This window comes from Corynebacterium sp. HMSC072A02 (assembly GCF_001810085.1).
Classification (GTDB): Bacteria; Actinomycetota; Actinomycetes; order Mycobacteriales; family Mycobacteriaceae; genus Corynebacterium; species Corynebacterium hesseae.
This window is the reverse complement of the sequence record NZ_KV799862.1, coordinates 81,433-105,730: the sequence shown is the minus strand read 5'-3', so window position 1 is coordinate 105,730 and position 24,298 is coordinate 81,433. Positions and strand designations below refer to the sequence as shown.

The following is a 24,298-nucleotide window of genomic DNA, read 5'->3' as shown; positions in this document are numbered from 1 at the left end:
CAAGGTAATTAATGAAAAATAAGAACATCATCCGCTATGGCTCGATCGCGGGCCTAGTTCTCATCCTGCTGTACGCTTTCACGTTCTTTAGCAATGATGCCCGCAGCTTCAAGCAGGTGGACACCTCCGTGGCCATGCAGCAGCTGACGGATAAGAACGTCGAGGAAGCACAGATCGATGACCGCGAGCAGCAGCTGCGCCTCAAGCTCAAGAAGCCGGTGACGGTGGAGGAGCAGGAAGGCGTCGAAGAGGTCATTGCCAAGTACCCGGCCCGCGCCTCCGAGCAGGTCTTTAACGCGGTGAAGGGCTCTGGTGCGGAGAAGTACCAGACCAAGGTGACGCAGGATTCCTTCATCGGTTCCATGATCAGCTTCCTGCTGCCGATGCTGATCCTCTTCGCGCTGCTGTTCTGGCTTATGACCCGCATGCAGCAGGGCGCGGGCGGCATGTTCGGCATTGGTGGCTCCAAGGCCAAGGAGCTGACCAAGGACATGCCCACCAACACCTTTGCGGATGTTGCCGGTGCGGATGAAGCGGTGGATGAACTCCAGGAGATCAAGGACTTCCTGGATGATCCGGAGCGTTACCATGCGCTGGGCGCGAAAATCCCGCGCGGCGTGCTGTTGTACGGCCCTCCCGGCACGGGTAAGACCCTTCTGGCCCGCGCCGTTGCGGGTGAGGCCGGCGTGCCTTTCTATTCCATTTCCGGTTCCGACTTCGTGGAGATGTTCGTCGGCGTCGGTGCTTCCCGCGTGCGCGACCTGTTCAAGCAGGCCAAGCAGAATAGCCCGTGCATCATCTTCGTCGATGAGATTGACGCCGTGGGCCGCCAGCGTGGTTCCGGTACCGGCGGCGGCCACGATGAGCGCGAGCAGACGCTGAACCAGTTGCTCGTGGAGATGGATGGCTTCGGTGACCGTGAGGGCGTCATCCTCATCGCCGCCACCAACCGTCCCGACATCTTGGACCCGGCGCTTCTGCGCCCGGGCCGCTTCGACCGCCAGATCCCGGTGACCAATCCGGACCTGGCCGGCCGCGAGCAGATTCTGCGCGTGCACGCTAAGGACAAGCCGCTGGCCAAGGAAGTGGACGTGGCGCAGCTGGCCAAGCGCACCGCCGGCATGTCCGGTGCGGACCTGGCCAACGTTCTCAACGAGGCTGCCCTGCTCACCGCGCGCATTGGCGGTAACGTCATTACCTACGACGCGCTGGAGGAGGCCACCGACCGCGTCGTCGGCGGCCCGCGCCGCCAGAGCAAGATCATCTCTGAGCATGAGAAGAAGGTCACCGCCTACCACGAGGGCGGCCATACCTTGTCGGCGTGGGCGCTCAAGGACATTGAGCGCGTCTATAAGGTGACCATCCTGGCCCGCGGCCGCACGGGCGGTCACGCCATGACCGCGCAGGAAGACGACAAGGGCATGTACACCCGCGATGAGCTTTTCGCTCGCCTCGTCTTCGCCATGGGCGGGCGTGCTGCGGAGGAGCTTGTGTTCGGCGCACCCACCACCGGCGCTTCTTCGGATATTGAGCACGCCACCAAGATTGCGCGCTCCATGCTGACCGAATACGGCTTCAGCCCGGACTTGGGCACCGTGAAGTACGGCAAGGAGCAGGGTGATCCCTTCAGCTATGCCGGCGGCGGTGGGTCCATCGACTACTCGGATTCCGTAGCCGCCAAGATCGATGAGCAGATGGCCTACCTGCTGGACCGCGCTCATCAGCAGGCCTATGACATCCTGTCCGAGCACCGCGACTACCTGGATAAGCTCGCCGAGATGCTGCTGGAGAAGGAAACCCTGCGCCGCCCGGACCTCGAGGGCATCTTCGAGGGCATCGAGCCGCGCGAGGCCTTCGACGTCTTCCCGAACGAGGACGCCCGCTTCCCGCGCCAGGCTGGCCGCGAGCCGGTGAAGACCCCGGTGGAGCTGGCCCAGGAGCGTGGTGAGGAACTGCCGAAACGCATGACGCTTCTCGACGCCTCCCGCGCCGCCCGCGAGCGCCGCCAGGCGGAGCTTGAGCGCGCGAAGGAGAACGGCGGCGAGCCCGCTGACGCCGCCGGGACGGCGGCGCCGGTCAAGGAGATCGGCTTCAGCTTTGGCCAGCACGCAGGTGACTACGTGGATCCAGAGAAGGGCAACACCTTCTTCGGCGAGTCCGAGATCACCGAACCCACTGGCCGCGAGCTGAGCGAGGACGAAGCTGTCAGCGACGCGGCGCAGGAGGAGACCGTGGCCCCAGAGCAGGCAGGGCCCAGTAGCGAGGACACCCAAGAGATTCCGCGTGTGCCGAACACCGCGGAAGCACAGCAGCGCTCCAGCCAGGAGCCACAGGCAAGCGAGCGCGAACTGCAGCGCCGCGGCCGCCACGCCAAGCCAGAGGATCACGCCTGGGGCGCGCCCGGCTGGGGAGAGAATGAATACCGCAACAACCCGTACAAGGACGGCCAGAACAATGAGCGATAACATCCCGGCGCAGCGCGAGTTTGACCACGAGCGCGCCGAAGCCGCCGTCCGCGAACTTCTCCTCGCGGTGGGCGAGGACCCTGACCGCGAGGGCCTGCGCGAGACCCCGGCCCGCGTAGCCCGCGCCTATGCCGAGGTCTTCGCCGGCTTGCACCAGGATCCAACTGAGGTACTCCACAAGACCTTCGCCGAGGAGCACCAGGAGCTTGTCCTCGTGCGCGATATCCCCATCTACTCCACGTGCGAGCACCACCTTGTGCCCTTCTACGGCAAGGCGCACATCGGCTACATCCCGGGCCCCGACGGCCACGTCACCGGACTGTCTAAGCTGGCCCGCCTGGCGGATATGTACGCCAAGCGCCCGCAGGTCCAGGAACGCCTCACCAGCCAGATCGCCAACGCCCTCGTGGACGTCCTCCACGCACAGTCCGTCATCGTGGTCATCGAGTGCGAGCACCTGTGCATGGCCATGCGCGGCATCCGCAAGCCGGGGGCTACCACGACGACCTCCGCGGTCCGCGGCGGTTTCAAGAAGAATGCGGCCTCCCGTGCGGAGGTCATGAGCCTCATTAGGAGCTAGTTTCCATGGCAGTCAGCAACCTCACCGTCCCCGGCCGCACGCTGGTCATGGGCATCGTCAACGTCACGGAAGATTCCTTCTCTGACGGCGGACGCTGGATTAATGTCGACGACGCCATCGCGCACGCCCGGCACTTGGTGGCCTCCGGCGCGGACATGATCGATGTGGGCGGCGAGTCCACCCGCCCGGGTGCAGTGCGTGTCGCGGCCGAAGAAGAGGAGCACCGCGTCGTGCCCGTCATCAAGGCGCTGCACGAGGAGGGGATCAAGACCTCCGTGGATACGATGCGAGCCTCGGTTGCTCAAGCTGCCGCCGAAGCTGGTGCCGACATGATCAATGACGTCTCCGGTGGTGCCGCCGACCCGGAGATGTACCGCACTATGGCGGCTACCGGTCTGCCGGTGTGCCTCATGCACTGGCGCACCGTCCAATTCGGTTCGGCCGCCGGAGTGGCCGACCACGGCGGGGACGTGGTGCGCGATGTCCACGAGTCCCTGGCGAAGCTCGCCGATAACGCCCTCCAGGCAGGTGTTAGCCACGACAATATCGTGGTGGATCCGGGCCTGGGATTTGCCAAGTCCCCGCAGGATAACTGGGCTTTGCTCAAGGCGTTGCCGGAATTCCTGGAGGGCGAGTTCCCGCTGCTTGTGGGCGCTTCCCGCAAGCGCTTCCTCGCCGCCATCCGGGAGGATCGCGGTGTCGAGTCCAGCCCGCTTCTCGCGGATCCGGCCACCGCGGCCGTGACCGCCATTTCCGCACAGATGGGAGCGTGGGGCGTGCGCGTGCACGAGGTTGATGTCTCCCGCGATGCCGTGGATGTCGCCGCGGCCTGGAATGCGGGCGCGGCGTATACCGGCGGCGAGCATGCCTCCGGTAGCTACGCCAACGGCGCCGATGGAGGCACCGTGGTCTCGACTTCGCTGGGGAGGGCTTAAACCCATGGCGGATCGCATCGAGCTCACCGGCCTGGAATGCTTTGGCTACCACGGCGTCTTCGAGGAAGAGAAGAAGACGGGGCAGCCCTTCATCGTGGACGTCACATGTTGGTTGGACACCGCGGGCATCGAGGATGACCTGTCACGGACGGTCAACTACGCCGAGCTTGCCGACGTCGCAGCAAACATCGTCGAAGGCCCCTCCCGCGATCTCATCGAAACGGTGGCCGCTGAAGTCGCCGAGACCGCGATGCAGCGCTTCGAGATCCTCCACGCCATCGAGGTGACGATCCACAAGCCGAAGGCACCCATCCCGCGCACCTTTGCCGACGTCGCGGTCGTAGCGCGCCGCTCCCGGAAGCGGATGGCAGGCTAATGCGCGCTGTCTTGTCCATCGGGTCCAACATGGAGGATCGCCGCGCGCTCCTGCAGACCGTTTTCGATGAATTCGCCGCCGAGACCGTTGCGGCCTCCCCGGTCTATGCCACCCCGCCGTGGGGTGTGACTGACCAAGATGAATTCCTCAACGCAGTGCTTATCGTGGACGTGGACTGCACTCCGCTGGAGCTGCTGCGCCGTGGCCAGAAGTTGGAAGAAGCCGCCGAGCGCGTACGCGTGCGGCACTGGGGTCCGCGCACCTTAGACGTGGACATCGTGCAGATAGACGGCGTTACCTCCGATGATCCGGAGCTCACCCTCCCGCACCCCTATGCACACGAGCGCGCTTTCGTGCTCGTGCCGTGGTTGGCTGCGGATGAGCACGCGGAGCTCAACGGCACCCCGGTGCGCGAGCTCATCGCGGGCCTCGATGAGGACGAGGTCGCAGCGGTGAAGGAAGTGGGGTAGGCGATGAGGAGGACGTCGATCAGCGCGCTCGTCGGCGTGGCCCTCTTCGTGGCCGCAGCGGCCGCCATCCTCACCACCCGCTTTTATGGCTCAATGCTGGCCATTCCGGCAGCGGTGTCGATTTCCCTGTGGGCCATGGCGCTGGTCTGTGTGCTGTTGACCCTCAAGGTGCGCGGCGCCAAGGACGATGAGCATGGCATCGGCCTGGATAACTCGCAGCTGAATCCCATGACTATCGCGCAATTCCTGCTCGTCGGTAAAGCCTCCGCGTGGACCGGCGCCATCGTGGGTGGGGCCTATGCGGGAATGGCGGTCTATGTCGTGCCGCGCGCCGGCGAGCTCGTTGCTGCGTCCGGTGACCTGACCGGGGTGGTGACTTCGGCGCTGGGTGGTGCCGCGATGTGCGTTGCCGGAGTGGTGCTGGAGCGACACTGCGAGGTGCCACCTCCATCTGATGGTGCACAAGCGGTAAGTTAGTGGGCATGACGAGTCCGAACCACGCCCCTGAGCCCCAGCACGAGTCGGCCCCGGATGATCGCCCGACGACCCAGTTTTCTGTACAGCCGGACTCACAGCCGCCAACGTCGGTGGAGTCTTCCCAGTCCGGTTCGAAGACGGACGCCGGTTCCATCGGGCTCATCGTCTTGGTCATTCTCGCTGTCATTGCCAGCCTGGTTATGTTGATTTCGGGCTCAGCGAATGCGCTGAAGATCGCTTTGCTCGCCTCCCTGTGGGCCGCGGTTCTGGGCTTCTTCCTGGTGGTGCGCTACCGCCGTCAGGCCCATGAGGCCAACGAGCTTCTGGCGGTGGAGCGCGCCCATGCCGCTTCCTCACTGACCGCCTCCGGATCTTCCACAGCAGACAATAGCGAGGTTCTGGCGGAGATCCGTTCTGAACTAGAAGCCATCCGCGCCCAGATCGAGGAGATCTCCGGGCGCGAGTGGGTCTACGAACCTGCCGCCCTGTACGCGGAGGCCCGCCGTATCCAGGAGCTGGAGCGCAAGGCCGGCGGCGCGAGCGTGGATGAGCGTGGCGATGCCACCAACGTGAACTTCACTCAGAAGTCCGGTGGCGCGCCTTCTGCCGACGCCGTGGCAGGCCGCCTCGGCTCGCAGCCCACCCACCCAGTGAGCAACCCGCTGGACAACCTGTTGGCGGATAATGCCCGTGCCAACGCCCAGCAGCCGGCTGCGGAGCCAGGCGCGAAGCCTGCTCAGCACCCCACTCAGAAGCCAGCCGAGCAGCCCGCCACGAAACCCGCCGGGAATCCCGCAGATCAGCAGGGCGCCCGCCCAGCCCCATCGCCCTTCGGCGCGCCGCAGCCTTCTCAGAACCGTCCCCCGGCATTTCGCCCAATGACCGAAACGCAGCCTAAGCCGCAGGCGGCGCAGCAGAAGCCGCAACCGAAGCCGAAGGCCGAGAAACCCCAGCCACAGCCGAAGCCGCAGCAGAAGGCGCCGGAGTTTAAGACCGATAGTTTCCAGGCCGTGCAGTGGAACCAGGGTGCTGCGGGCGGGCAGCACATCAAGGAGAACTCTGCCCCGGCCCAGCCGCACCACCGCCACCGCAAGCCGGAGGCAGACACCGCACAGACCAGCACCCGTGGCCGCCGCCGCAGCGATGAGCACCGCGAGGGCGCGGTCTCCGTGGCGGAGCTCATGGCACGCCGCAAGCGTCAGCAGGTACAGCAGAACAAGGGCGACAAGAAGTAGATGAAGGCACCACGCATGCGGGTGGCGGTCTGGGGTAACTCCCGGGCCGGCCTTAACTTCGCACGGCGCCTCGAGTGGGCCGGCCACACCATCGAGAGCCTTGAGGACCCCTCCGAGTTGGACCGCTTCGATGCACTGATTATCGCTGCAACGGCGAGAGAGCTGGAGGCGGCTGTTGGGGATGTGGCCAAGCACGTGCGCCCTAGGCAGATTATTATTCATACCTCGTTGCTGGTTGGGGTAGAAGCACTCGATGAGCTGGAAATACGAGGCTGTGTGACGATTGCCGCAGCACCATTGGCTGACTCCTATGCGGTGAGCACGCCCGATGAGGTAGCGGAAACCGTCATTGGTCTGCTGCTATCGGAGATTTCCCAGTCCGCAGAAACGGTGCCGGAGGAGCAGCGCGCCGAACGTGCCGCACGGTTGTACTACGCGGAGATGCTCGGTGCACTCAGCGTGTGGGCGGCGATAAAGGCGGGGATTATCGAAAACTTTATGGGCGGCGCCTTCGACCTCGACGCCGGGGACATCATCGATGCTTATTCTGCCGCCGTGGAGCTGGGCATGGCGCGCAACTACCGCGACGTCGCCCGGATGGTGGGCGGGCAGGAGAAGATTGAAGAACTGGAACTGTGGGCAGTAAGAAAGGAAGCGCCGTGGCAGAACAACTCCTAGTGGAGGACATTGAGCGCATCCGCATGGTTGGTAGCGCCTACCGCAAGACGGGCAAGCGTGTGGTGCTCGTGCCGCTGGGCCGCGATATCCATGCCGGGCACCTGGCCTTGGTGCAGGCGGCGCAGCGCGTGCGCGGTGGCATCGTGGTCGTGGCTGTGGACCCAGAGACGGACATCTCTGCCCTTGACGGTGTTGATGTGGTGTGGCGCTATGGCGAGCAGAGCCAGCGCACGCGGATCCTCGCGCCCGACCACGGCATGGAGAACGTGAGCGCGGAGCTGACCCGCATTGTGGCGCTGACCTGTGCGCTGGGGCCCAGCGATGTGCTCATGGGGGAGAAGGATTACGAGCTGCTCGTGGCCACCCAGCAGGCCTTTACGGACCTCCACATCGCGGCGCGTGTCCAGGGCGTGCCCTCGGTGCGCATGCCCGATGGCGTGGTGATGAGCCTGCGCAACGCTGACGTCGCACCGGAGGCCCGCGAGCAAGCCAGCGCGCTGTCGGCGGCACTCACCGCCGGTGCGTACGCGGCGGAGTCCGGAGCCGAAGAGGTTGTGCGCGTGGCACGTGAAGTGTTGGCCGCAGCAAACGTGGAGCCGGAGTACGTCGAGCTGCGCGGACGCGACCTGGGTGAGGCCCCCGCAGAGGGCGATGCCCGCCTCTTTATCGCCGCTACCGTGGGTGGGGTGCGGCTCATCGATAATGCAGGTGTGCCGTTGGGAATTGGCTTCCGTAATCTAGAGCAGCGCGGATAAAAGTCTGTGGCGCAGGTCTCCACCAGTTAGGTTGGAGACATGAAGATTGGAATTCTGGGAGCCGGCGCTATCGGCGGATACTTTGGCGGAAAACTGAAAGCAGCGGGCCACGACGTCGCCTTCGTCGCTCGCGGTGAGACCTTGCGGGTGTTGGGGGAGACGGGCGTGACGCTGATCGACGCCCACGCGGAACCCACCACCACCGAGGTCATTAAGGTCCCGGCTGCCCAAACTTTTGCTGAGGTCAAAGAACTCTTGGGTGGGCTGGACGTGGCGGTTATTGCGTCGAAGGCGCTGCCGGGCAACGAGACCTTTGGCAGCGCGGAGGACCGAGAGGCCCTGCAGGGGATCCCGGTGGTGACCACGCACAACTCGGTTGAGATTCCCTACCTGGCGGCCGAGGAATTCGGGGAGGAAAACATCCTTGCCGGTGTCGCCCGCGTTTACGCCACCCGCCTGGGACCGGCTCAGATCAAGCGCAACCCAGGGCCCTTGGCTTTGGCTTTTGGTCCGCTGAGTGCTGAGGCGCCGGAGTCGCTGCGCCGTACGGGCGAGGAGCTGGCGGCCGCGTTGAAAAAGTCTGGGGCCTCCAGCAAGTTCCACGACGCCGCGCTTGTCGACGTCTGGTCGAAAGCCATGTTCGTCACCCCGACAGGCACTCTAGGCACCTTGGTGGACAAACCGATTGGGTACCTCTGCCAGGAAATCCCCGGCCAGCTCGAGGCCTTCATGCGGGAAGTTGAGGCCGTCGGGCGCGCACTCGGCGTGGAGCTACCAGAGAACGTGGTGGAACAGACCATGGAGTTTGCCCGCCAGCAGCACCCGGACAGCACGTCCTCAATGCAGCGCGATATCAAGGAAGGATTGCCCAACGAATTAGACGCCCAGGTCGGAGCGATCCGACGCATGGGCGTCAAAGCTGGGGTTGCAACCCCGTTGTGGGACTTCGCACAGGAGGTGCTGGAGGCGCAGCTGCGCACCGCCTAAGAGTGCGCACTACGCAGCGTCGGTGCCTTATTCGGTACCGATCTTGCCGCCCTTCTTCCACACCACAACCACGGCCGGGCGCGGGGTGGACTTACCGCCATCAGGCCAGTGGGAGGTGGCCTTGTCGAAGGTGGCGTCATCAGACTCGCCCGGGTGCTGAACGTTGACCATGACGCGGTCATCGTCGACGATCGGGCCACAGGTCTCCGCGCCCGCCGGGACGGTGAGGAAGCACTTGAGCTCGCCGCGGGTCTCGCCCTCGGTGGTCACGGCGTAGAGGCCGTCGTTAGAGTCCAGCGCGTTGCCGTCAGTGGAGATCCACAGGTTGCCGTGGTTGTCGAAGGCCAGGTTATCCGGGCAGGAAATCGGGGAGACCTTCTCCTTGTCGAAGCCACCGAAGTAGGTGCTGGCCTCACGCGGGTCACCGCAGACTAGGAAGAGGTTCCAGGTGAACTTCTCACCGGCGTGGTCATCCTCGAGCTCCATGACGAGGCCGTTCTTGTTCTCCTTGACCGGAGCCCATTCCTTGGCGTCTTCCTTGTTCTTCTTAGCGTTCTCGCCGGTGGCGCCGCGGTACTTATTGTTGGTCAGCGCGATGTAGACCTTCTCGGTCTCCGGGTGAACCTGGACGTCTTCCGGGCGGTCCATCTTGGTGGCGCCCACCTTGTCGGCGGCCTCACGGGTAAAGACGGCGACCTCTTCGGCGGACATGCCGTCCACGTGGGACTCGAACTTGTTGTTCTCAGTATCGGAGGTCAGCAGCTTGACCCACTCGCCGCTGCCATCGAAAGCGCCGTCCTCCGGCAGGACACCAGAGCCGTCGATTTCCTTCTCCGGGGAGTTGCCCTCCATCTTGGCCACGTACAAGGTGCCGTGGTCCAGGATGGTCATGTTGTGCTCGAGATCGCCTTCCTTGTACTTCTTGGTGGAGACGAACTTGTAGACGTACTCGAAGCGGGAGTCATCGCCGGAGTAGCACACCACAGTGCCATCCTTGGTGATGTGGATGTTGCCGGCCTCGTGCTTGAAGCGGCCCACTGCGGTGTGCTTAATCGGGGTGGACTTCGGGTCCAGCGGGTTGATCTCCACGAGCCAGCCAAAGCGGTTCGGCTCGTTCGGCTCCTTGGTCACATCAAAGCGGGCATCGTACTTTTCCCACTTGCGGTCGGACGGGCCTTCCTCGATGCCGAAGCGCTTGAGGGATTCAGCAGCCTTCTTATCCTTGATGTCGCCGCCGGCGAAGTATTGGTCGAAGTTCTCTTCGCCGGAGAGCATGGTGTTCCACGGGGTCACGCCGCCGGAGCAGTTGTTGAGGGTACCCAGGACCTTCTCACCCTTCGGGTCGGCGGAGGTCTTCACCAGGTCAGTGCCCTTAGCTGGGCCCACCAGGGTGAACGGGGTGGTGGCGGTGATGCGGCGGTTGAGCGGGCCGAACTCACGCTTGAGCTCGCCGGAGCCCTTGACCTTGGACACCTCGAGGATAGTGTGGCCGTGACCGGCCCAGCCGATCTTCACCTGTTCCTCGGTGGGGTTCTCCGGATCGTAGTCCGGGAACATCATCGGCTCGGTGGTGTACTCGTGCGAGCACATGTAGATCATGCGGTTCTTGTCATCCGGGTGCTCGATGAGGCCGGCGAAGTCATTGTTGAAGCCGAACTGCTTCTCCGCCGCTTCGGCGGTCTGGTTGTTGACGTCGAATTCCGGAGCGCCCTCGATGACTGGGTCACCCCAGGCAATCAGAACGGACTGCTCATAGCCCTTCGGGATGACGACCTCATCCTTGGTATTGGCCTCAACGGCTTCAAAGTGCATGCCTTCGGCGGAGGTGAGCTCGATGTCGGAGCCCTTAACTTCGCTGGTCTTGTTGGAGGAGCCGCCCGCCGCAGACCCGTTGTCATCCGGAGCAGCGCATGCAGCCAGCGCAGAGGAACCACCAACGGCGACGACAGCCAAGCCACCGGCGCGCAGGGCGGTACGGCGGGAGAACTGGTCGCCGAAGTAAGGGTTGTCGGAGGTGTTCTCGCATTCGCCGAAACAGGCATTACCGCACTTGTAGGTGCAGGTAAGAGAAGAACGAGACGAGGTGAACATGTTAGCCAAGAGATTACGGCCGTTGAGTGCCATGAAAGTTATGCTCCAAAAATCGAAAATCGTTGGTTGCGCAAGGGGATGTCGCAACGAAGTGTCGCAACGGACGTCATGAGTTAATACGGTTGAGATGACCGCGCGGTTGATCCTGTCTAACCGCTAGATGAACACTCTGTGAACCGGGATCGCGCCAGCGTATAGGGATCGACTACCCTAGACAACCGTGAGCGAGAAGAAGAATACTGAAGTTACTGACGTCCCCGAGCAGCTGCGCATTCGCCGCGAGAAGCGTGCCCGACTGTTGGAGTCCGGCACCGAGCCCTATCCGGTGACCGTAGACCGCACGATCTCTCTGCGGGATCTTCGCCAGCAGTTCCAGGTAGTGGCCGAAGGCGAGGAACCGGCCGCGGAAGAGGGCGTTACCTACCTCAGCGCTGGTGAGGAGACTGACGTTGAGGTGGCCATCGCCGGCCGCCTCATCTTCATGCGCAATACCGGCAAGCTGTGCTTCGCCACCCTGCAGGATGGCGACGGTACCCAGGTGCAGGCCATGCTGTCCCTTGCAGAGGTAGGGGAGGAGCGCCTAGCCGCGTGGAAGTCCGACGTTGACTTGGGTGATTTCATCTCCGTGCACGGCCGAGTAATTGCCTCGCGCCGCGGCGAGCTCTCCGTCATGGCTAGCGAATGGACCATGGCGGCGAAGTCCTTGCGCCCGCTTCCGGTGTCCTTCGCTGACATGAATGAGGAAACCCGCGTGCGCCAGCGCTACAACGACCTCATCGTGCGCGAGGAAGCCCGCAAGAATGCCATGACCCGCGTCAAGGTCATGCGTGCACTGCGCAACTACCTGGAGGATGAGGGCTTCGTAGAGATCGAAACCCCGATGCTGCAGACCCTCCACGGCGGTGCAGCAGCCCGCCCGTTCGTAACGCACTCCAATGCTTTGGACATTGACCTGTACCTGCGCATCGCGCCGGAGCTCTTCCTTAAGCGCGCCGTCGTCGGCGGCATCGATCGCGTCTTTGAGATCAACCGCAACTTCCGCAACGAGGGCGTCGACCGCTCCCACTCTCCGGAATTCGCCATGCTGGAGACCTACGCCGCGTGGGGCGACTACAACGATTGCGCCCGTACCACCCGTGAGTCCATCCAGTCGGTGGCACGTGCGGTCTTCGGTTCCACCACCGTCACCTTGGCGGATGGCACTGAGTATGACTTCGGTGGTGAAGAGTGGCCGGAGATTGAAATGTACCCCTCACTCAACGAGGCTCTGCAACGCAAGTTCCCGGGCCAGCCGGAGGTCACCATCGACTCCACCGTCGAGGAGCTGAAGGCGCTTGCCGACGTCATCGGGCTCGACGTCCCGAAGGACGGCGGCTGGGGCCACGGCAAGCTGGTGGAAGAGATCTGGGAGGTGCTCTGCGAGGACCAGCTCGAGGGCCCGATCTTTGTGAAGAACTTCCCGGTCGAGACCTCTCCGCTGACCCGCCAGCACCGCTCCCTGCCGGGTGTGACCGAGAAGTGGGATCTCTACGTGCGCGGCTTCGAGCTGGCTACCGGATACTCGGAGCTGGTGGATCCCGTTATCCAGCGCGAGCGCTTTGAGGATCAGGCGCGCTTGGCCGCCGGCGGTGATGAGGAAGCCATGGTCTTGGACGAGGACTTCCTCGCCGCCATGGAGCAGGGAATGCCTCCGACAGCCGGCACGGGCATGGGCATCGACCGCCTGCTCATGGCCCTGACTGGCCTGGGTATCCGTGAGACCGTGCTCTTCCCGATTGTGAAGCCGGAGAAGTAGGCCCGAGGCCAACTCGCACAGAGCTCACCCCGCGGCACATTCCGCGCGCAACGCACAAGCCACCAGCCCCACAGCTGAAGGCTTGTGCGTTGTTGTTTTGCAGCCTCCAGTTTGTTGCCACAGCGCACATCACTCAGCGAGAAGCCTGCCTGCGTGGAAAAATACAAAGCATGAAAAAGCTACTCTCTCTTCTCACACTGCCGCTTGTAACGGCTGGCTTGGTTGCGTGTTCTTCTGATGAAGGAACCGAGGAAACCCATCGATTCGAAGTTGTGGAGTCCTCCGGTTCTCAAAGCAGTGCGCAAAGCTCTGAAAGCGCCGAAGAAAGCGATTCCACAGATCGCGAGCCGGAGTTTGGCTCTCAATCTTCCGGACTCAAAGAGCGCGATGCCGAGGACTTCCGCGCCACTGGGTTCAGGTATGAGACCACGGTTGCTTGGGGAGTGAGGAGCCCAGACGGCAGGGTGTCGTGTTCTCTGACTGAGGGCTCTAAAGGGCCTTGGTGCAGCGTTGGCTTTGAGAACCCGCCTATCCTGCCTGACCCCGAGAACCCGCAATGGGAAGCGAACATGGTTTCCTTCAAAGATGGCGCAGGCTTCTTCCCCAACGGCGTGGTGGATGCCGGCGACCAGGTTCCATCGCAGCAGCTGGGGGAAGGCGAGAAGGTCGAAATAGACGGTGTGGTTTTTGAAGCCCCCAGCGCAGATGAATTCACCGTTCAGGCCCAAGGGCACCAGTTCACCGTGAAATACGGCGGCCAGTTTTCGGCGGATACCTATCCTTTTAAACCGGACTCCAATGGCTATGCGCCCGTGGGTACCGTCTGCGGCGAGGCTGACACCAATTTTGGCCGTCAGAAAGTCTTTGTGCAGACAGACGGGACGAATTGCACGACTGCAATGGACATCGTGGACAAGTACTTCAACTACGAGTGGGACATCAAAGAAATGAACTCTCGCGGAATTTTGGAGCTTGACGGCTGGAAGTGTTCCTACCGAGAACCGGAGTACATTGACATGCCGGATCCGGATGCACGCCGTCTGCACTGCGGTGATTTGTCCGGTAATGGTCGGGTCATTCTTCTCGACGCTGTACACCCAGATGTTCCGAAATACACATATAACTACTAGCGCAGCACTAATTCGTGGGACGATGATTGTTATGAAGAAGCTTCTCTCTATCCTTTCTGCCTCCCTCATGGCCTGCGCCGTGGCTTCGTGTTCTTCCACGAGCGAACCGGCGGGCGATGAGCCACAGTTTCAACAGAACTCAGCCAGCTCCACTAGCTCTGAGTCTGCCTCCAGTAGCTCTACTGAGGCCGCGGCGTCGAGCAGCGCCAAGCCCGATAAAGACAAACCCGGCGGATTGAAGGAACGCGATCCGAAGGACTTTATGGCCGGCGGTGATCGGGCGAGTATTCCGAACCCCATCCCGGCCGTCAAGAGCCCTGATGGGCGCGTCCTCTGCCTCATTCACGAAGAGACTGACGGCCCAAACTGCAAGGTGGAGTTTGCTGATCCGCCAATCTATCCGGGGCCAGTCATGCAAAGCTGGAGGTCAAACGCGGTGAGCTACCGCAGTGACCGTGGCTTCTTCCCTGTGTGGGCCATCGAGTTCTATAGGCCCACCGAGGTTGAAACGCTCAACGAGGGCGAGACCGTGAGCTTTGACGGTGGAACCTTTGAGGCGCACAGCGGCAATGAGTTCGTGGTCAAGTCGAACGGGCACCACTTCACCGTCAAGGATGATGGACAGTACTACTCCGATACCTTCCCGGCGAAACCGGACGCGGATGGCATTGCCAACACCGGTGCGGTGTGTGGTGAGAGCGGCACGCGTGGTGAAGACACCGGTTTGGTCTACGTGCAAGAGGACGGAACGAATTGCAATGACGCCATGGAATTGTTGGATGAATACGCCAACCATGATTGGCAGGCTGGCGAGGGCGGAAGCCGTGGCCACCTCGAGACTGACCTAGGACACTGTGCATACGGTGCGCCGAAACTGTGGGAGGATACCCCAGAAAACCGGCTGCTGGGCTGCAGCCTGGATAGCGGTGGCAGCGTCGTGGTCATCACGTCCCGCAACATGGAAACGATTCCTTAAAACCCCACCACCTGCCGGGGAGCGAGGAAACCTCGCTGCCCTGGCTCATGTGGCATCCCCGGCTAGCTTGCGAGTACTCTAAACTCCTTGCGCGCTGACATCGGAAGCGTTGGCGCGAGTATCCCCAGAGCAGAGAAAAGAAAGGTGTGGCTGGCCGCATGTCCGCTGAGATTCCCTCCAAGGTAGTCATCAACCTCAGCATCCTGGTGCTGGGAGCGATGGTCATGATTCTCAACGAGACCTCGCTGTCCGTCGCACTACCAGCCATCATGGCGGACTATGGCATCCCCGCCACGAGCGCACAGTGGTTGTTGACGGGATTCATGCTCACCATGGCCGTCGTCATTCCGACCACCGGTTACCTGCTGGAGAGGCTCACCACGCGCCAGATTTTCTTCGCCTCTGCCGGGTTCTTCCTGGCAGGCACCGTGGTGGCGGCCCTTGCGCCGAGCTTCGTCGCTCTGCTCCTCGGGCGCGTCCTGCAAGCAGGCGGGACTGCGTTGATGATCCCCACTCTCATGACCGTGGCCATGACTCTGGTCCCACCGCAGCGCCGCGGCACGGTGATGGGCATTATTTCTGTGGTTATTTCCGTCGCCCCGGCGCTGGGCCCCACGGTCGGCGGGGCAATCCTCAACCGCTTCACCTGGCACGTCATTTTTTGGGCCATGGTGCCGCTCATCGCTCTCATCCTGGTGGCTGGTCTCTGGCGCCTGAGTGATGTGGGTGAGAACCGCGATACCCCACTCGACGGTCCCTCCGTACTCCTTTCTGCTTGTGCATTTGGCGGTCTGATCTATGGTTTGTCTTCGATTGAAAAGATGCTGCAGGGTGGCGCCTGGGTAGACATCGCCGTCACCGTGGTGGGCGTCATCGCGCTCATCGTCTTCATCCGCCGGCAGCGGCGTCTGGCGCTCGAGGATCGTGCACTAATGGATATGCGCCCCTTCCGCGTTCGCAACTTCACGCTCGCGGTGCTCATCCTGGTATTGTCCTTCGGCCTGATGCTGGGAATGGTTACGGTCTTGCCCATCTACCTGCAGACCACCCTGGGCGTCACCGCCTTTGCCACGGGTTTGGCGGTGATGCCGGGTGGAATTCTCCAAGCATTTCTTTCCCCGATTGTGGGCCGACTCTTCGATTCCTATGGCCCGCGCCCGCTCATGATTCCGGGCTCGCTGTTTATGGTGGCCAGCCTGTGGCTCTTGGCCACCTTGGGCGAGAACTCAGCCGTGTGGATGGTTGTGGGCATGCACGTTCTCTTCTCCTTCGGCATGTGCCTGATGATGACGCCGTTGATGACAACAGCGCTGTCCTCGCTTCCGGAGAAGCTGTATTCGCACGGGTCGGCCATCATGAACACCTTCCAGCAACTGGCGGGTGCGATGGGAACGGCCTTCCTCGTTGTCTTCCTCACGCGCGGCACCCAGGCCGGTGTCGCGGCGGGGATGGGACCAGCCGCAGCGACGGCACAGGGAACGCACTGGGCTTTCCTCTTCGCTGGCGTGGCCGGCACCGCCATTGCGGTGATTGCGCCGCTGCTCAAGCGCGTGAATTAGCACAGCGGCATGTTCAGGCGAAGCTCCTCTGCATCCTCGCCCCACACGAGAACGGCGTCGGTCGAGTCCTCGGCGCCCATGTAGAATACCGGCTCGGTGTCGGAAACGTCGTAGCTGCGCACGGTGCACTGTCCGTTGGACAGTTCCTGTGCATCCTGCGTCGGGGCGGCTGCATCGCGCTTGGCGACGTCCCCGTACCGCGCCACGGAGTAGCCCACACCGTCACCAACGCAGGTGATTTTCGCGTCCTGACCATCTTCCGGTTCGCGGGCATCGCAGGTGGCACCGCTGAAGCCTTCCCCGCCGGGACGGGAGCTGATGAGTCCCGGGTGGTCGTCGACAAGCGCCTGCTCCGCCTCGGACCACGCCGGCCGCCCCAAGAAGAACCACAGTAGGCCGCCGATCAGAGCTAAGAGGAGAAGCCCCACGCCGAGCCCGGTGAAGACTTTCTTCTTCGAGGTCGACTTGCGCTTGGTGGAGCCTTTCGCGGGAGCGGGAGCTGCGACCTGCGGTTGGGGCTGCGTTCCCCACCCCTCCTGTGGGGCGGGGGCGTAAGGCTGTTCTGGTTGCCACGGCGGTGTGCCCGTTGCGGCGGTGTTCGCGCCAGCGGTATTTGCGCTAGCCGTGTTGGTGCTGGTCGTGCCCGCGCTACGCAGCGAGTCAACGACGGCAGCAGCCGAGGGGTAGGCGGCAGCTGCGCGGAAGGAAGGGTAGGCGGCGGCGACGATGCGCGCGAGGCGGTCGATTGCTTCTTTCGCTGTTGCGTTGGGGGCTTCGTTACTTGAGGCAGGTCCGACCGCAGCGAAGAAGGCATTCGAGCGGTTATCGGTCAGAATGATGCGACGCGGATTGAGCGCGCGGATGGCGTAGTTGGCGCGGCCCTTGTTGAGCAGAAAGTCGGTGGCGTCTGCCAAGGGAGCAAAGACGGCGAGGGCTTCCTCCCGGGACAGGTGGTGCGCGCCAACGCCGGAGGAGGTGAAGTTAGAAAGCTGCTCGCCTGGCAGGCTGCGGCGCACAAAGAATTCCTGACCGCTGTTCATCGTGCCTGTGCCCACGATGGGTGCGATGGCGCTGTGCTGTAGCTGTCCTACAATGCCGGACTGGCGGAGCACGCCGCGGTGCTCTGGGGCGTAGATTTCCACGAGCATCTCATCGTGTGAGGGATCTTCCACGAGGAAGAGCGCGGAGTCAGCTCCTTGGTCCAAGACTGCCTTTTGGCGCAGCTGGTGCTGGGTGGTGAAAAATTCTGGGAGCATAGACACGGTGAGAGGAAATCCTTCGCGGAGAGTCGACGATGAGATTTATAGAATCCTCTTCATTCTAAGGGGATGAGGCCTCCATGGCAGGCCGGTGCGTGACGCGGGCTTTCTAGCGCCTGTTCGCTACCGGCGTACAGTGCCGCTGCCTGCGGAAACGGGGGTTTAGGGGAAGCGGGGAGAAAAATCGTGAATGGAGTGTCCGCCCCGCGCGTTAGAGTGGATGACACATTTAAAGCGAAAGGTAAGAGGTAATGTTCGAGAGGTTTACTGACCGTGCTCGCCGCGTCATCGTTTTGGCGCAGGAGGAAGCACGCATGCTCAACCACAATTACATCGGCACCGAGCACATCCTCCTGGGGCTTATCCATGAAGGTGAAGGTGTAGCAGCCAAGGCCTTGGAGTCCATGGGCATCTCGCTGGAGGATGTCCGCCGTGAGGTGGAAGAGATCATTGGTCAAGGTTCTCAGCCGCATACAGGCCACATCCCATTTACCCCGCGCGCCAAGAAAGTCCTCGAGCTCTCGCTGCGTGAGGGCCTCCAGATGGGGCACAAATACATTGGCACCGAGTTCCTGCTCCTCGGCCTCATCCGTGAGGGTGACGGTGTAGCTGCGCAGGTGCTGACCAAGTTGGGTGCTGACTTGCCGCGCGTTCGCCAGCAGGTTATCCAGCTGCTCTCCGGATATGAGGGCAACGAGGGCGAAGGCAACCAGTCCCAGGGCGGTGCCGGCCCGGTTGGAGCTGGTGCTGGCGCTGGCCAGGGCGGCCGTGGCGGCTCGGGCGGCTCCGGTGAGCGTTCCAACTCTCTGGTGCTGGACCAGTTCGGCCGCAACCTCACCCAGGCTGCGCGCGATGGCAAGCTGGACCCAGTGGTGGGCCGCGATTCCGAGATCGAGCGCATTATGCAGGTGCTGTCCCGCCGCACGAAGAATAACCCGGTGCTCATCGGTGAGCCCGGCGTGGGTAAGACCGCCGTGGTCGAAGGCTTGGCTCTCGATATCGTCAACGGCAAGGTCCCGGAGACCCTCAAGGATAAGCAGCTCTACTCGCTGGACCTGGGCTCCCTGGTGGCCGGTTCCCGCTACCGCGGTGACTTTGAGGAACGCCTGAAGAAGGTGCTCAAGGAGATTAACCAGCGCGGTGACATCATCCTCTTCATCGATGAGATCCACACCTTGGTCGGTGCCGGTGCCGCCGAGGGCGCTATCGACGCCGCGTCGCTGCTGAAGCCGAAGCTGGCCCGTGGCGAGCTGCAGACCATCGGTGCCACCACGCTGGATGAGTACCGCAAGCACATTGAGAAGGATGCCGCTCTCGAGCGCCGTTTCCAGCCGGTCAAGGTGGAAGAGCCTTCTCTCGATGACACCGTCCTCATCCTCAAGGGCCTGCGTGATAAGTACGAGGCACACCACCGTGTCTCCTATACCGACGAGGCACTGAAGGCGGCGGCCTCCCTGTCTGACCGCTACATCAACGACCGCTTCCTGCCGGATAAGGCCGTGGACCTCCTCGATGAGGCCGGTGCCCGCATGCGTATCAAGCGCATGACCGCTCCGGAGGGCCTGCGCGAGGTCGATGACCGCATCGCCGAGGTCCGCAAGGAGAAGGAAGCTGCGATCGACGCCCAGGACTTTGAGAAGGCCGCTGGCTTGCGCGATAAGGAGCGCAAGCTGGGTGAAGAGCGCGCGGAGAAGGAAAAGCAGTGGCGTTCCGGTGACCTAGAGGAGATCGCTGAGGTCGGTGAGGAACAGATCGCAGAGGTCCTGGCTCACTGGACTGGCATTCCGGTTCTCAAGCTCACGGAGAAGGAATCCAACCGCCTCCTCAACATGGAGGAGGAGCTGCACAAGCGCATCATTGGCCAGGACGAAGCCGTCAAGGCTGTGTCCCGCGCCATTCGCCGCACCCGTGCTGGTCTGAAGGATCCGCGCCGTCCTTCCGGTTCCTTCATCTTCGCCGGCCCGTCCGGTGTGGGTAAGACGGAGTTGTCGAAGTCCTTGGCTAACTTCCTCTTCGGTTCGGATGATGACCTTATCCAGATCGATATGGGTGAGTTCCACGACCGCTTCACCGCCTCCCGTCTCTTCGGTGCTCCTCCGGGATACGTCGGCTACGAGGAAGGCGGCCAGCTGACGGAGAAGGTCCGCCGTAAGCCGTTCTCCGTGGTCCTCTTCGACGAGATCGAGAAGGCCCACAAGGAGATCTACAACACCTTGCTGCAGGTGCTGGAGGACGGCCGCCTGACCGATGGCCAGGGCCGCATCGTGGACTTCAAGAATACGGTGCTCATCTTCACCTCCAACCTGGGCACCCAGGACATCTCGAAGGCCGTGGGCTTGGGCTTCACCGGCTCCTCGGAGAATGATTCGGATGCGCAGTATGAGCGCATGAAGAACAAGGTCAACGACGAGCTGAAGAAGCACTTCCGCCCTGAGTTCCTTAACCGTATCGATGAGATTGTGGTCTTCCACCAGCTCACCCAGGAGCAGATCGTCGAGATGGTGGAGCTGCTCATCGGACGCGTCGAGAAGCAGCTTTCCGAGCGTGACATGGGCATCGAGCTCACCCAGAAGGCCAAGGATCTTCTTGCCAAGCGTGGCTTCGATCCGGTCTTGGGCGCTCGCCCGTTGCGCCGCACCATCCAGCGCGAGATTGAGGACCAGCTCTCCGAGAAGATCCTCTTCGGTGAAATTGGCGCCGGTGAGATCATCACCGTGGATGTTGAAGGCTGGGATGGTGAGTCCAAGGACAACTCTTCCGCAACCTTTACCTTCACCCCGCGTCCGCGCCCGCTGCCGGAGGACACCTTCGACAAGGAGCTCGAGGAAACCGCCGTGCGCGAGGCCGATGAGGAACTAGCCACCGAGATCGATGAGGGATCCCACGGTCCGAATTCCGATGGTCCTGACACCGTCACCCCGGATGTCCTCGATGAGTCTGGTAGCGACTCCGCCGAGGAATCCCACAACAACGATGGTGATGACGGCAATCCGCCGCCGGCTGGTGCCGGTGCTGGCCAGCCGCTCTAAGCGCTGACTTGGGCCCCGCGCTGGGCCTATAAGGATTAGCCCCGAACCGCATGCGAGTGACACTCCGTGCGGTTCGGGGCTTTCTTTGCGTGACCGGTGGGCGGGACGGCCCGGTGGGCGGCGTGCCCACAACTAGAACAGAATCAGCACACTGTCTCGTGGGATTCGTGTTCTGGGGGCTCGATTTGGATGGTGGAGTGCTCGATGCCATGTTCGCGCAGAACGTGCTGGGCGGCATCTAACAGCGGACCGGTGTCGACGGTGCCGTCGCGCACGATGTGCACGGTCGTGAGAACGTTGACTCCGTCCAGGCTCCACAGGTGCAGGTCATGGATGTCGGCAACGCCTTCGACCCGACGCAGCACGGGTTCGATCACGCTGGCGTCGAAGCCCGCCGGAACCTGCTCGAGCAGAACGCTTGCCGACAACCGCATGAGCTGCCACGCGCGTGGGAGCACCATCGCCGCGATGACTAAAGAGGCGATCACGTCCGCCGCCACAAATCCCGTGGTCAGCACCACGATGCCCGCTACGATCACCGCGACCGAGCCGAGCAAGTCCACCAGTACGTGTAAGAACGCGCCTTCCACGTTGATCGAGGACTCGCGGTGCCGGTGCAGCACCCACGCCGAGAGCGCATTGGCTACCAGGCCGATCACCGCGATGATCAGCATCGCCTTGCCCTGTACCTCGGCCGGGCTCTGCAGGCGGCGCACCGCCTCGACGACAATCCACACTGAGATTGCCAGCACCATTACTGCGTTGGCTAGCGCCGCAAGTACCTCTACTCGCCGGTAGCCGTAGGTGGCCTGGGCTGATGCTTGGCGCCGCCCAACCAACACTGCGATCACCGCAATGATGAGTCCCGCGGCGTCGGAAAGCATGTGCATCGCATCCGCCATCAGTGCCATCGAGCCCGCCAACCATCCGCCGATTAGCTCCGCGAAGAAGACAATGCCGGTAATACTGAGCGCAATCAGGAGCGCGCGCAGCGGCGTGCTGGAGTGATCATGGTCGTGGTGCTCGTGTGCCATGCACTCAGCCTATCACCACCAACGCTTATTGACAATAAAATGAAAACGTATGGCGGCGGGCAAAAGTGTGCGTTCTAGCTCTACTTGGCCACGCCGAGGTCTACCAGAGCTTTCTTTGCTACTTCAGGGTCATCACTCTTGATCATGTACTCAACGATTCCCTTATCATCCGCGAGGATCTCCTGAACAGTGAAGATGGCCTCCAATCGCTGTGCCTTGAATGTGGAACCGCGCGTTGATTCTGCGGAAATCTCAGCGGCCTTCAAGACGGGTTTGCTGTCACGAACGGCAGCGGTGGCGGCAGGGTCATCGGTGAAGACTACGTAACCAACCTCAGGTGCTTTCGTAGTATCCACGGAACAGTTGATGCCCTTCGCTTCTGGGGCAGGGGAGTTATCCGCGCCGTAGTAGCTGAACATCACTTCATAATCTGTGCACACTTCCACGAAGTCAGCAATCGGCTCCGGTGCTTGGTCGGCGGAGGTGAGGCCGCTTTGAGCGTCGCCAGCAGTATCGCCACCGGTCTCGCCGGCGGTGTCACCGTTGGAAGCCCCGGAATCGGCAGGTGCTTCAGCGGCGGGCTGCGCAGGCGCGGTGGAATCCTCAGACTTGTCACCAAAGAGGGCGTCTTTAGCTGCGACGTAACCAATCGCTACCACCACGATGACCGCGATTACCAGCGGAAGGAGCAACAGCTGCTTCTTTACACTGAGGCCTTGCTTCGAGCCATCGGCGTGGGTGCCTGTCGTGCCTGCGGTGGGGTTTGACGTGGAGGCGGTGCCTGATGCATTCTTCGAAGCCGCGCCTGGGTCTAGTAGTTCGCCATGCTTGATGAAATGGCGGTAGCCATTATCCGCAACTGTCTGGCCTTCTTTGATGTGTGATGTGTCTTCCGCCCCGTTAAGGTGATCGGGCGAACCCGGGTATGCAAGTCGGCTCATTATTCAGTCCACCACCGTGAATCAATATCGGAATACAGGGAACGCATCGACTCAACGCGCGCTTCCACGCTGTCGCGATTGAGACGGTGCTTGTTTTCTTTCCACCGCTTAAAAAGCTCCTCCGAAGACACCGCGCGCGAGGCCTCCGTTCGTGCCTCCCGGCCTGCTGTCAGGGCCCACTGGGCGGCAAACTGCACGCGACGCGCGGCCTTTTCCGTGAACCCGCTCCACACTTTGTACGTGTTGTAGAGCTGAGCCACGACGGCCCAGCCATCCTGGTAGGGCAGAACTGTGACGTTGCCCAGGTTGTCAAGTTCAAGGAACTCAAAATGAGATGGATCCTTCTTATCGGCGGTCACGAGGATCCTGCGGTTGGTGACAAACGCGGCACCATCCACCCCGCTAGCTTTCGTAGCGGCGGCTTCCAGCACAATTTCGTCGACACCAAGGCCTTCTACAACGGCTGCGGCGGCAGCGTGCACAATCTCGGAATCACCAGCACGTTTAAGTGCAGCACCGAGATCTGGCCGGTCTGTCATTGCAATTTGGGGTCCTGTCATGCACACGAGACTAACAACACATCAAAAACTGTGACTGGGTGTGCTGAATTATGGTGTAGATCACCCCCAGCATAGGGGTGATGGATGGGACACCACGGAACCGTGCCAGAAACCTCGGTACGTTGTGTGGGTATGAGCTCAACGTTCACGCCAGCAAAGTTTGATGACACTTGGATCTACCGCCTTACAAAGTTCCCGTGGCCGGAACCGACGCCGAGCGACGATGAGGTGCGCCGCCACTCTTGGGGAATGACGTACAAGAGCAATAAGGCGTTTGCGACCCCGTTAGGGGTTGAGGCCATCAACGCAAGGGCGGCCAAATACTACAAAACATCTCTCGAGCAAAACTGGGGGGTCACTGGTGCACAGGAAGCGTATCAGGTTATTGATGCTCTGCTCGAAGGTGGCCAGCACGTGGAAAATGACCTGGTTTTACCCCTCGCATACGCCGTGAAGAACGTCCCCGAGCGCGAGCTAGACGCGGAAGTGGAGGAAAAGGTCGAGTTCCTCAAAGACTTCTTTATTGCCCAAGGCGCGGATCCGCGCCTTGGAGAACATAAGTTCCGCTACCTCGTGAGGATGTTGCGCTCGGAGGGCTTTGCCAAAGCAGCGGCCCCGGCACTGCCCACCACTACGCGCGCATGGGACATAATCCGTGTTCACGCTGTTGGTGGCCCGGCAACGGAGCTGGGGTGGATCTCTCCAGAAGAGTTCCTTCAGATTTCGGACAAGGCCGTGGCGACCCTGCAGCGCTACTTCGTGTCGTGGGCTGACGTAGCCGCAAGTTTCTGGTGGGGCCGAATGATCTGGGCGAGTGATGGTGAGCCCGACGTCACCGCTGCGATGAAGGATCAATCGCAACGGCTCACCGAGCTGCTCGCACACAGTGATTCGCCTTGGGTGCGCGTGCCCTTGCACGACATCCAGGCCGAGGAGCCATTCTCATCCTTGGGTGGTTTGCACTAA

Annotated in this window: 21 protein-coding genes; 16 read left to right on the top strand and 5 right to left on the bottom strand. The window is 62.2% G+C overall.

Features of this window, described 5'->3' with window-relative positions; translation table 11 throughout:
• Positions 1–11 precede the first annotated feature (11 nt).
• The 10 genes from ftsH to HMPREF2698_RS09740 are packed head-to-tail and all read left to right on the top strand — an operon-like array spanning position 12 to position 8,958.
• A complete protein-coding gene (gene ftsH, locus HMPREF2698_RS09785; RefSeq protein ID WP_070564123.1) occupies positions 12–2,465 on the top strand; it encodes an ATP-dependent zinc metalloprotease FtsH in 2,454 nt (817 codons plus the stop codon).
• Positions 2,455–3,045 carry a GTP cyclohydrolase I FolE gene (gene folE, locus HMPREF2698_RS09780; protein WP_070562366.1) on the top strand — a complete coding sequence of 197 codons (591 nt, stop codon included), beginning with the start codon at positions 2,455–2,457 and terminating at the stop codon, positions 3,043–3,045. The genes ftsH and folE overlap by 11 nt, the downstream gene beginning before the upstream one ends.
• A gap of 5 nt (positions 3,046–3,050) precedes the next feature.
• The gene (gene folP, locus HMPREF2698_RS09775) at positions 3,051–3,980 is read left to right on the top strand and encodes a dihydropteroate synthase (RefSeq protein ID WP_070564120.1); all 930 of its coding nucleotides are present in this window, start codon (positions 3,051–3,053) and stop codon (positions 3,978–3,980) included.
• Between the two features lie 4 nt (positions 3,981–3,984).
• Entirely contained in the window at positions 3,985–4,356 is a 372-nt protein-coding gene (folB, locus tag HMPREF2698_RS09770; RefSeq protein ID WP_070564117.1) for a dihydroneopterin aldolase, read from the top strand.
• Complete coding sequence (gene folK / locus HMPREF2698_RS09765) at positions 4,356–4,826, top strand: 2-amino-4-hydroxy-6-hydroxymethyldihydropteridine diphosphokinase (RefSeq protein WP_070532253.1); 471 nt, start codon at positions 4,356–4,358, stop codon at positions 4,824–4,826. The genes folB and folK overlap by 1 nt, the downstream gene beginning before the upstream one ends.
• A 3-nt stretch (positions 4,827–4,829) precedes the next feature.
• Positions 4,830–5,303, top strand: coding sequence for a DUF3180 domain-containing protein (locus HMPREF2698_RS09760; RefSeq protein WP_070564114.1), 474 nt, complete (start codon positions 4,830–4,832; stop codon positions 5,301–5,303).
• A gap of 5 nt (positions 5,304–5,308) precedes the next feature.
• On the top strand, positions 5,309–6,538 hold the full coding sequence (locus tag HMPREF2698_RS09755) for a DUF4229 domain-containing protein (protein ID WP_070564225.1): 1,230 nt from the start codon (positions 5,309–5,311) through the stop codon (positions 6,536–6,538).
• Positions 6,539–7,216: a Rossmann-fold NAD(P)-binding domain-containing protein gene (locus HMPREF2698_RS09750; protein WP_083303827.1), complete on the top strand. Its 678-nt coding sequence runs from the start codon at positions 6,539–6,541 to the stop codon at positions 7,214–7,216.
• Positions 7,198–7,971 (top strand): pantoate--beta-alanine ligase, encoded by a 774-nt coding sequence (locus tag HMPREF2698_RS09745; protein ID WP_371325936.1) that lies wholly within the window; start codon positions 7,198–7,200, stop codon positions 7,969–7,971. The genes HMPREF2698_RS09750 and HMPREF2698_RS09745 overlap by 19 nt, the downstream gene beginning before the upstream one ends.
• A 39-nt stretch (positions 7,972–8,010) precedes the next feature.
• Positions 8,011–8,958, top strand: a complete 948-nt coding sequence (locus HMPREF2698_RS09740; RefSeq protein ID WP_070564111.1) for a 2-dehydropantoate 2-reductase — start codon at positions 8,011–8,013, stop codon at positions 8,956–8,958.
• Between the two features lie 27 nt (positions 8,959–8,985).
• Here the strand turns inward: HMPREF2698_RS09740 and HMPREF2698_RS09735 are convergent, their stop codons facing one another.
• Complete coding sequence (locus tag HMPREF2698_RS09735) at positions 8,986–11,082, bottom strand: PhoX family protein (protein ID WP_070564108.1); 2,097 nt, start codon at positions 11,080–11,082, stop codon at positions 8,986–8,988.
• 187 nt (positions 11,083–11,269) lie between these two features.
• Here HMPREF2698_RS09735 and lysS point away from each other — a divergent pair, with 187 nt between their 5' ends.
• The 4 genes from lysS to HMPREF2698_RS09715 all read left to right on the top strand — a co-directional run bounded on the left by lysS (position 11,270) and on the right by HMPREF2698_RS09715 (position 16,509).
• The gene (gene lysS, locus HMPREF2698_RS09730; RefSeq protein ID WP_070532265.1) at positions 11,270–12,844 is read left to right on the top strand and encodes a lysine--tRNA ligase; all 1,575 of its coding nucleotides are present in this window, start codon (positions 11,270–11,272) and stop codon (positions 12,842–12,844) included.
• A gap of 170 nt (positions 12,845–13,014) precedes the next feature.
• Positions 13,015–13,974, top strand: a complete 960-nt coding sequence (locus HMPREF2698_RS13250) for a hypothetical protein (RefSeq protein WP_070532267.1) — start codon at positions 13,015–13,017, stop codon at positions 13,972–13,974.
• Between the two features lie 31 nt (positions 13,975–14,005).
• Positions 14,006–14,950 (top strand): hypothetical protein, encoded by a 945-nt coding sequence (locus HMPREF2698_RS09720; protein ID WP_070532269.1) that lies wholly within the window; start codon positions 14,006–14,008, stop codon positions 14,948–14,950.
• 158 nt (positions 14,951–15,108) lie between these two features.
• Positions 15,109–16,509 carry an MDR family MFS transporter gene (locus tag HMPREF2698_RS09715; RefSeq protein WP_070523012.1) on the top strand — a complete coding sequence of 467 codons (1,401 nt, stop codon included), beginning with the start codon at positions 15,109–15,111 and terminating at the stop codon, positions 16,507–16,509.
• Here the strand turns inward: HMPREF2698_RS09715 and HMPREF2698_RS09710 are convergent.
• Positions 16,506–17,765, bottom strand: coding sequence for a serine/threonine protein kinase (locus HMPREF2698_RS09710; protein WP_070564105.1), 1,260 nt, complete (start codon positions 17,763–17,765; stop codon positions 16,506–16,508). The genes HMPREF2698_RS09715 and HMPREF2698_RS09710 overlap by 4 nt on opposite strands.
• A gap of 254 nt (positions 17,766–18,019) precedes the next feature.
• Here HMPREF2698_RS09710 and HMPREF2698_RS09705 point away from each other — a divergent pair, with 254 nt between their 5' ends.
• A complete protein-coding gene (locus tag HMPREF2698_RS09705; protein ID WP_070564102.1) occupies positions 18,020–20,797 on the top strand; it encodes an ATP-dependent Clp protease ATP-binding subunit in 2,778 nt (925 codons plus the stop codon).
• Positions 20,798–20,940: 143 nt separating this feature from the next.
• On the opposite strand, the gene HMPREF2698_RS09700 is transcribed toward HMPREF2698_RS09705, so the two are convergent.
• The 3 genes from HMPREF2698_RS09700 to HMPREF2698_RS09690 form a co-directional block, all read right to left on the bottom strand.
• Entirely contained in the window at positions 20,941–21,831 is an 891-nt protein-coding gene (locus HMPREF2698_RS09700) for a cation diffusion facilitator family transporter (protein ID WP_070522760.1), read from the bottom strand.
• Between the two features lie 80 nt (positions 21,832–21,911).
• Complete coding sequence (locus HMPREF2698_RS09695) at positions 21,912–22,772, bottom strand: hypothetical protein (RefSeq protein ID WP_070564099.1); 861 nt, start codon at positions 22,770–22,772, stop codon at positions 21,912–21,914.
• Positions 22,772–23,332: a hypothetical protein gene (locus HMPREF2698_RS09690; RefSeq protein WP_070564096.1), complete on the bottom strand. Its 561-nt coding sequence runs from the start codon at positions 23,330–23,332 to the stop codon at positions 22,772–22,774. Before HMPREF2698_RS09690 ends, HMPREF2698_RS09695 begins: the two co-directional genes overlap by 1 nt.
• A gap of 132 nt (positions 23,333–23,464) precedes the next feature.
• On the opposite strand from HMPREF2698_RS09690, the gene HMPREF2698_RS09685 reads away from it, so the two are divergent.
• Positions 23,465–24,298 carry a DUF1266 domain-containing protein gene (locus tag HMPREF2698_RS09685; protein ID WP_070564093.1) on the top strand — a complete coding sequence of 278 codons (834 nt, stop codon included), beginning with the start codon at positions 23,465–23,467 and terminating at the stop codon, positions 24,296–24,298.

Excerpts from the sequence above, each read along its gene's own strand:
- ftsH (WP_070564123.1), top strand. The coding sequence starts at position 12 with ATGAAAAATAAGAACATCATCCGCTATGGCTCGATCGCGGGCCTAGTT.
- folE (WP_070562366.1), top strand. The coding sequence starts at position 2,455 with ATGAGCGATAACATCCCGGCGCAGCGCGAGTTTGACCACGAGCGCGCC.
- folP (WP_070564120.1), top strand. The coding sequence starts at position 3,051 with ATGGCAGTCAGCAACCTCACCGTCCCCGGCCGCACGCTGGTCATGGGC.
- folB (WP_070564117.1), top strand. The coding sequence starts at position 3,985 with ATGGCGGATCGCATCGAGCTCACCGGCCTGGAATGCTTTGGCTACCAC.
- folK (WP_070532253.1), top strand. The coding sequence starts at position 4,356 with ATGCGCGCTGTCTTGTCCATCGGGTCCAACATGGAGGATCGCCGCGCG.
- HMPREF2698_RS09760 (WP_070564114.1), top strand. The coding sequence starts at position 4,830 with ATGAGGAGGACGTCGATCAGCGCGCTCGTCGGCGTGGCCCTCTTCGTG.
- HMPREF2698_RS09755 (WP_070564225.1), top strand. The coding sequence starts at position 5,309 with ATGACGAGTCCGAACCACGCCCCTGAGCCCCAGCACGAGTCGGCCCCG.
- HMPREF2698_RS09750 (WP_083303827.1), top strand. The coding sequence starts at position 6,539 with ATGAAGGCACCACGCATGCGGGTGGCGGTCTGGGGTAACTCCCGGGCC.
- HMPREF2698_RS09740 (WP_070564111.1), top strand. The coding sequence starts at position 8,011 with ATGAAGATTGGAATTCTGGGAGCCGGCGCTATCGGCGGATACTTTGGC.
- HMPREF2698_RS09735 (WP_070564108.1), bottom strand. The coding sequence starts at position 11,082 with ATGGCACTCAACGGCCGTAATCTCTTGGCTAACATGTTCACCTCGTCT.
- HMPREF2698_RS13250 (WP_070532267.1), top strand. The coding sequence starts at position 13,015 with ATGAAAAAGCTACTCTCTCTTCTCACACTGCCGCTTGTAACGGCTGGC.
- HMPREF2698_RS09720 (WP_070532269.1), top strand. The coding sequence starts at position 14,006 with ATGAAGAAGCTTCTCTCTATCCTTTCTGCCTCCCTCATGGCCTGCGCC.
- HMPREF2698_RS09715 (WP_070523012.1), top strand. The coding sequence starts at position 15,109 with ATGTCCGCTGAGATTCCCTCCAAGGTAGTCATCAACCTCAGCATCCTG.
- HMPREF2698_RS09710 (WP_070564105.1), bottom strand. The coding sequence starts at position 17,765 with ATGCTCCCAGAATTTTTCACCACCCAGCACCAGCTGCGCCAAAAGGCA.
- HMPREF2698_RS09705 (WP_070564102.1), top strand. The coding sequence starts at position 18,020 with ATGTTCGAGAGGTTTACTGACCGTGCTCGCCGCGTCATCGTTTTGGCG.
- HMPREF2698_RS09700 (WP_070522760.1), bottom strand. The coding sequence starts at position 21,831 with ATGGCACACGAGCACCACGACCATGATCACTCCAGCACGCCGCTGCGC.
- HMPREF2698_RS09695 (WP_070564099.1), bottom strand. The coding sequence starts at position 22,772 with ATGAGCCGACTTGCATACCCGGGTTCGCCCGATCACCTTAACGGGGCG.
- HMPREF2698_RS09690 (WP_070564096.1), bottom strand. The coding sequence starts at position 23,332 with ATGACAGGACCCCAAATTGCAATGACAGACCGGCCAGATCTCGGTGCT.
- HMPREF2698_RS09685 (WP_070564093.1), top strand. The coding sequence starts at position 23,465 with ATGAGCTCAACGTTCACGCCAGCAAAGTTTGATGACACTTGGATCTAC.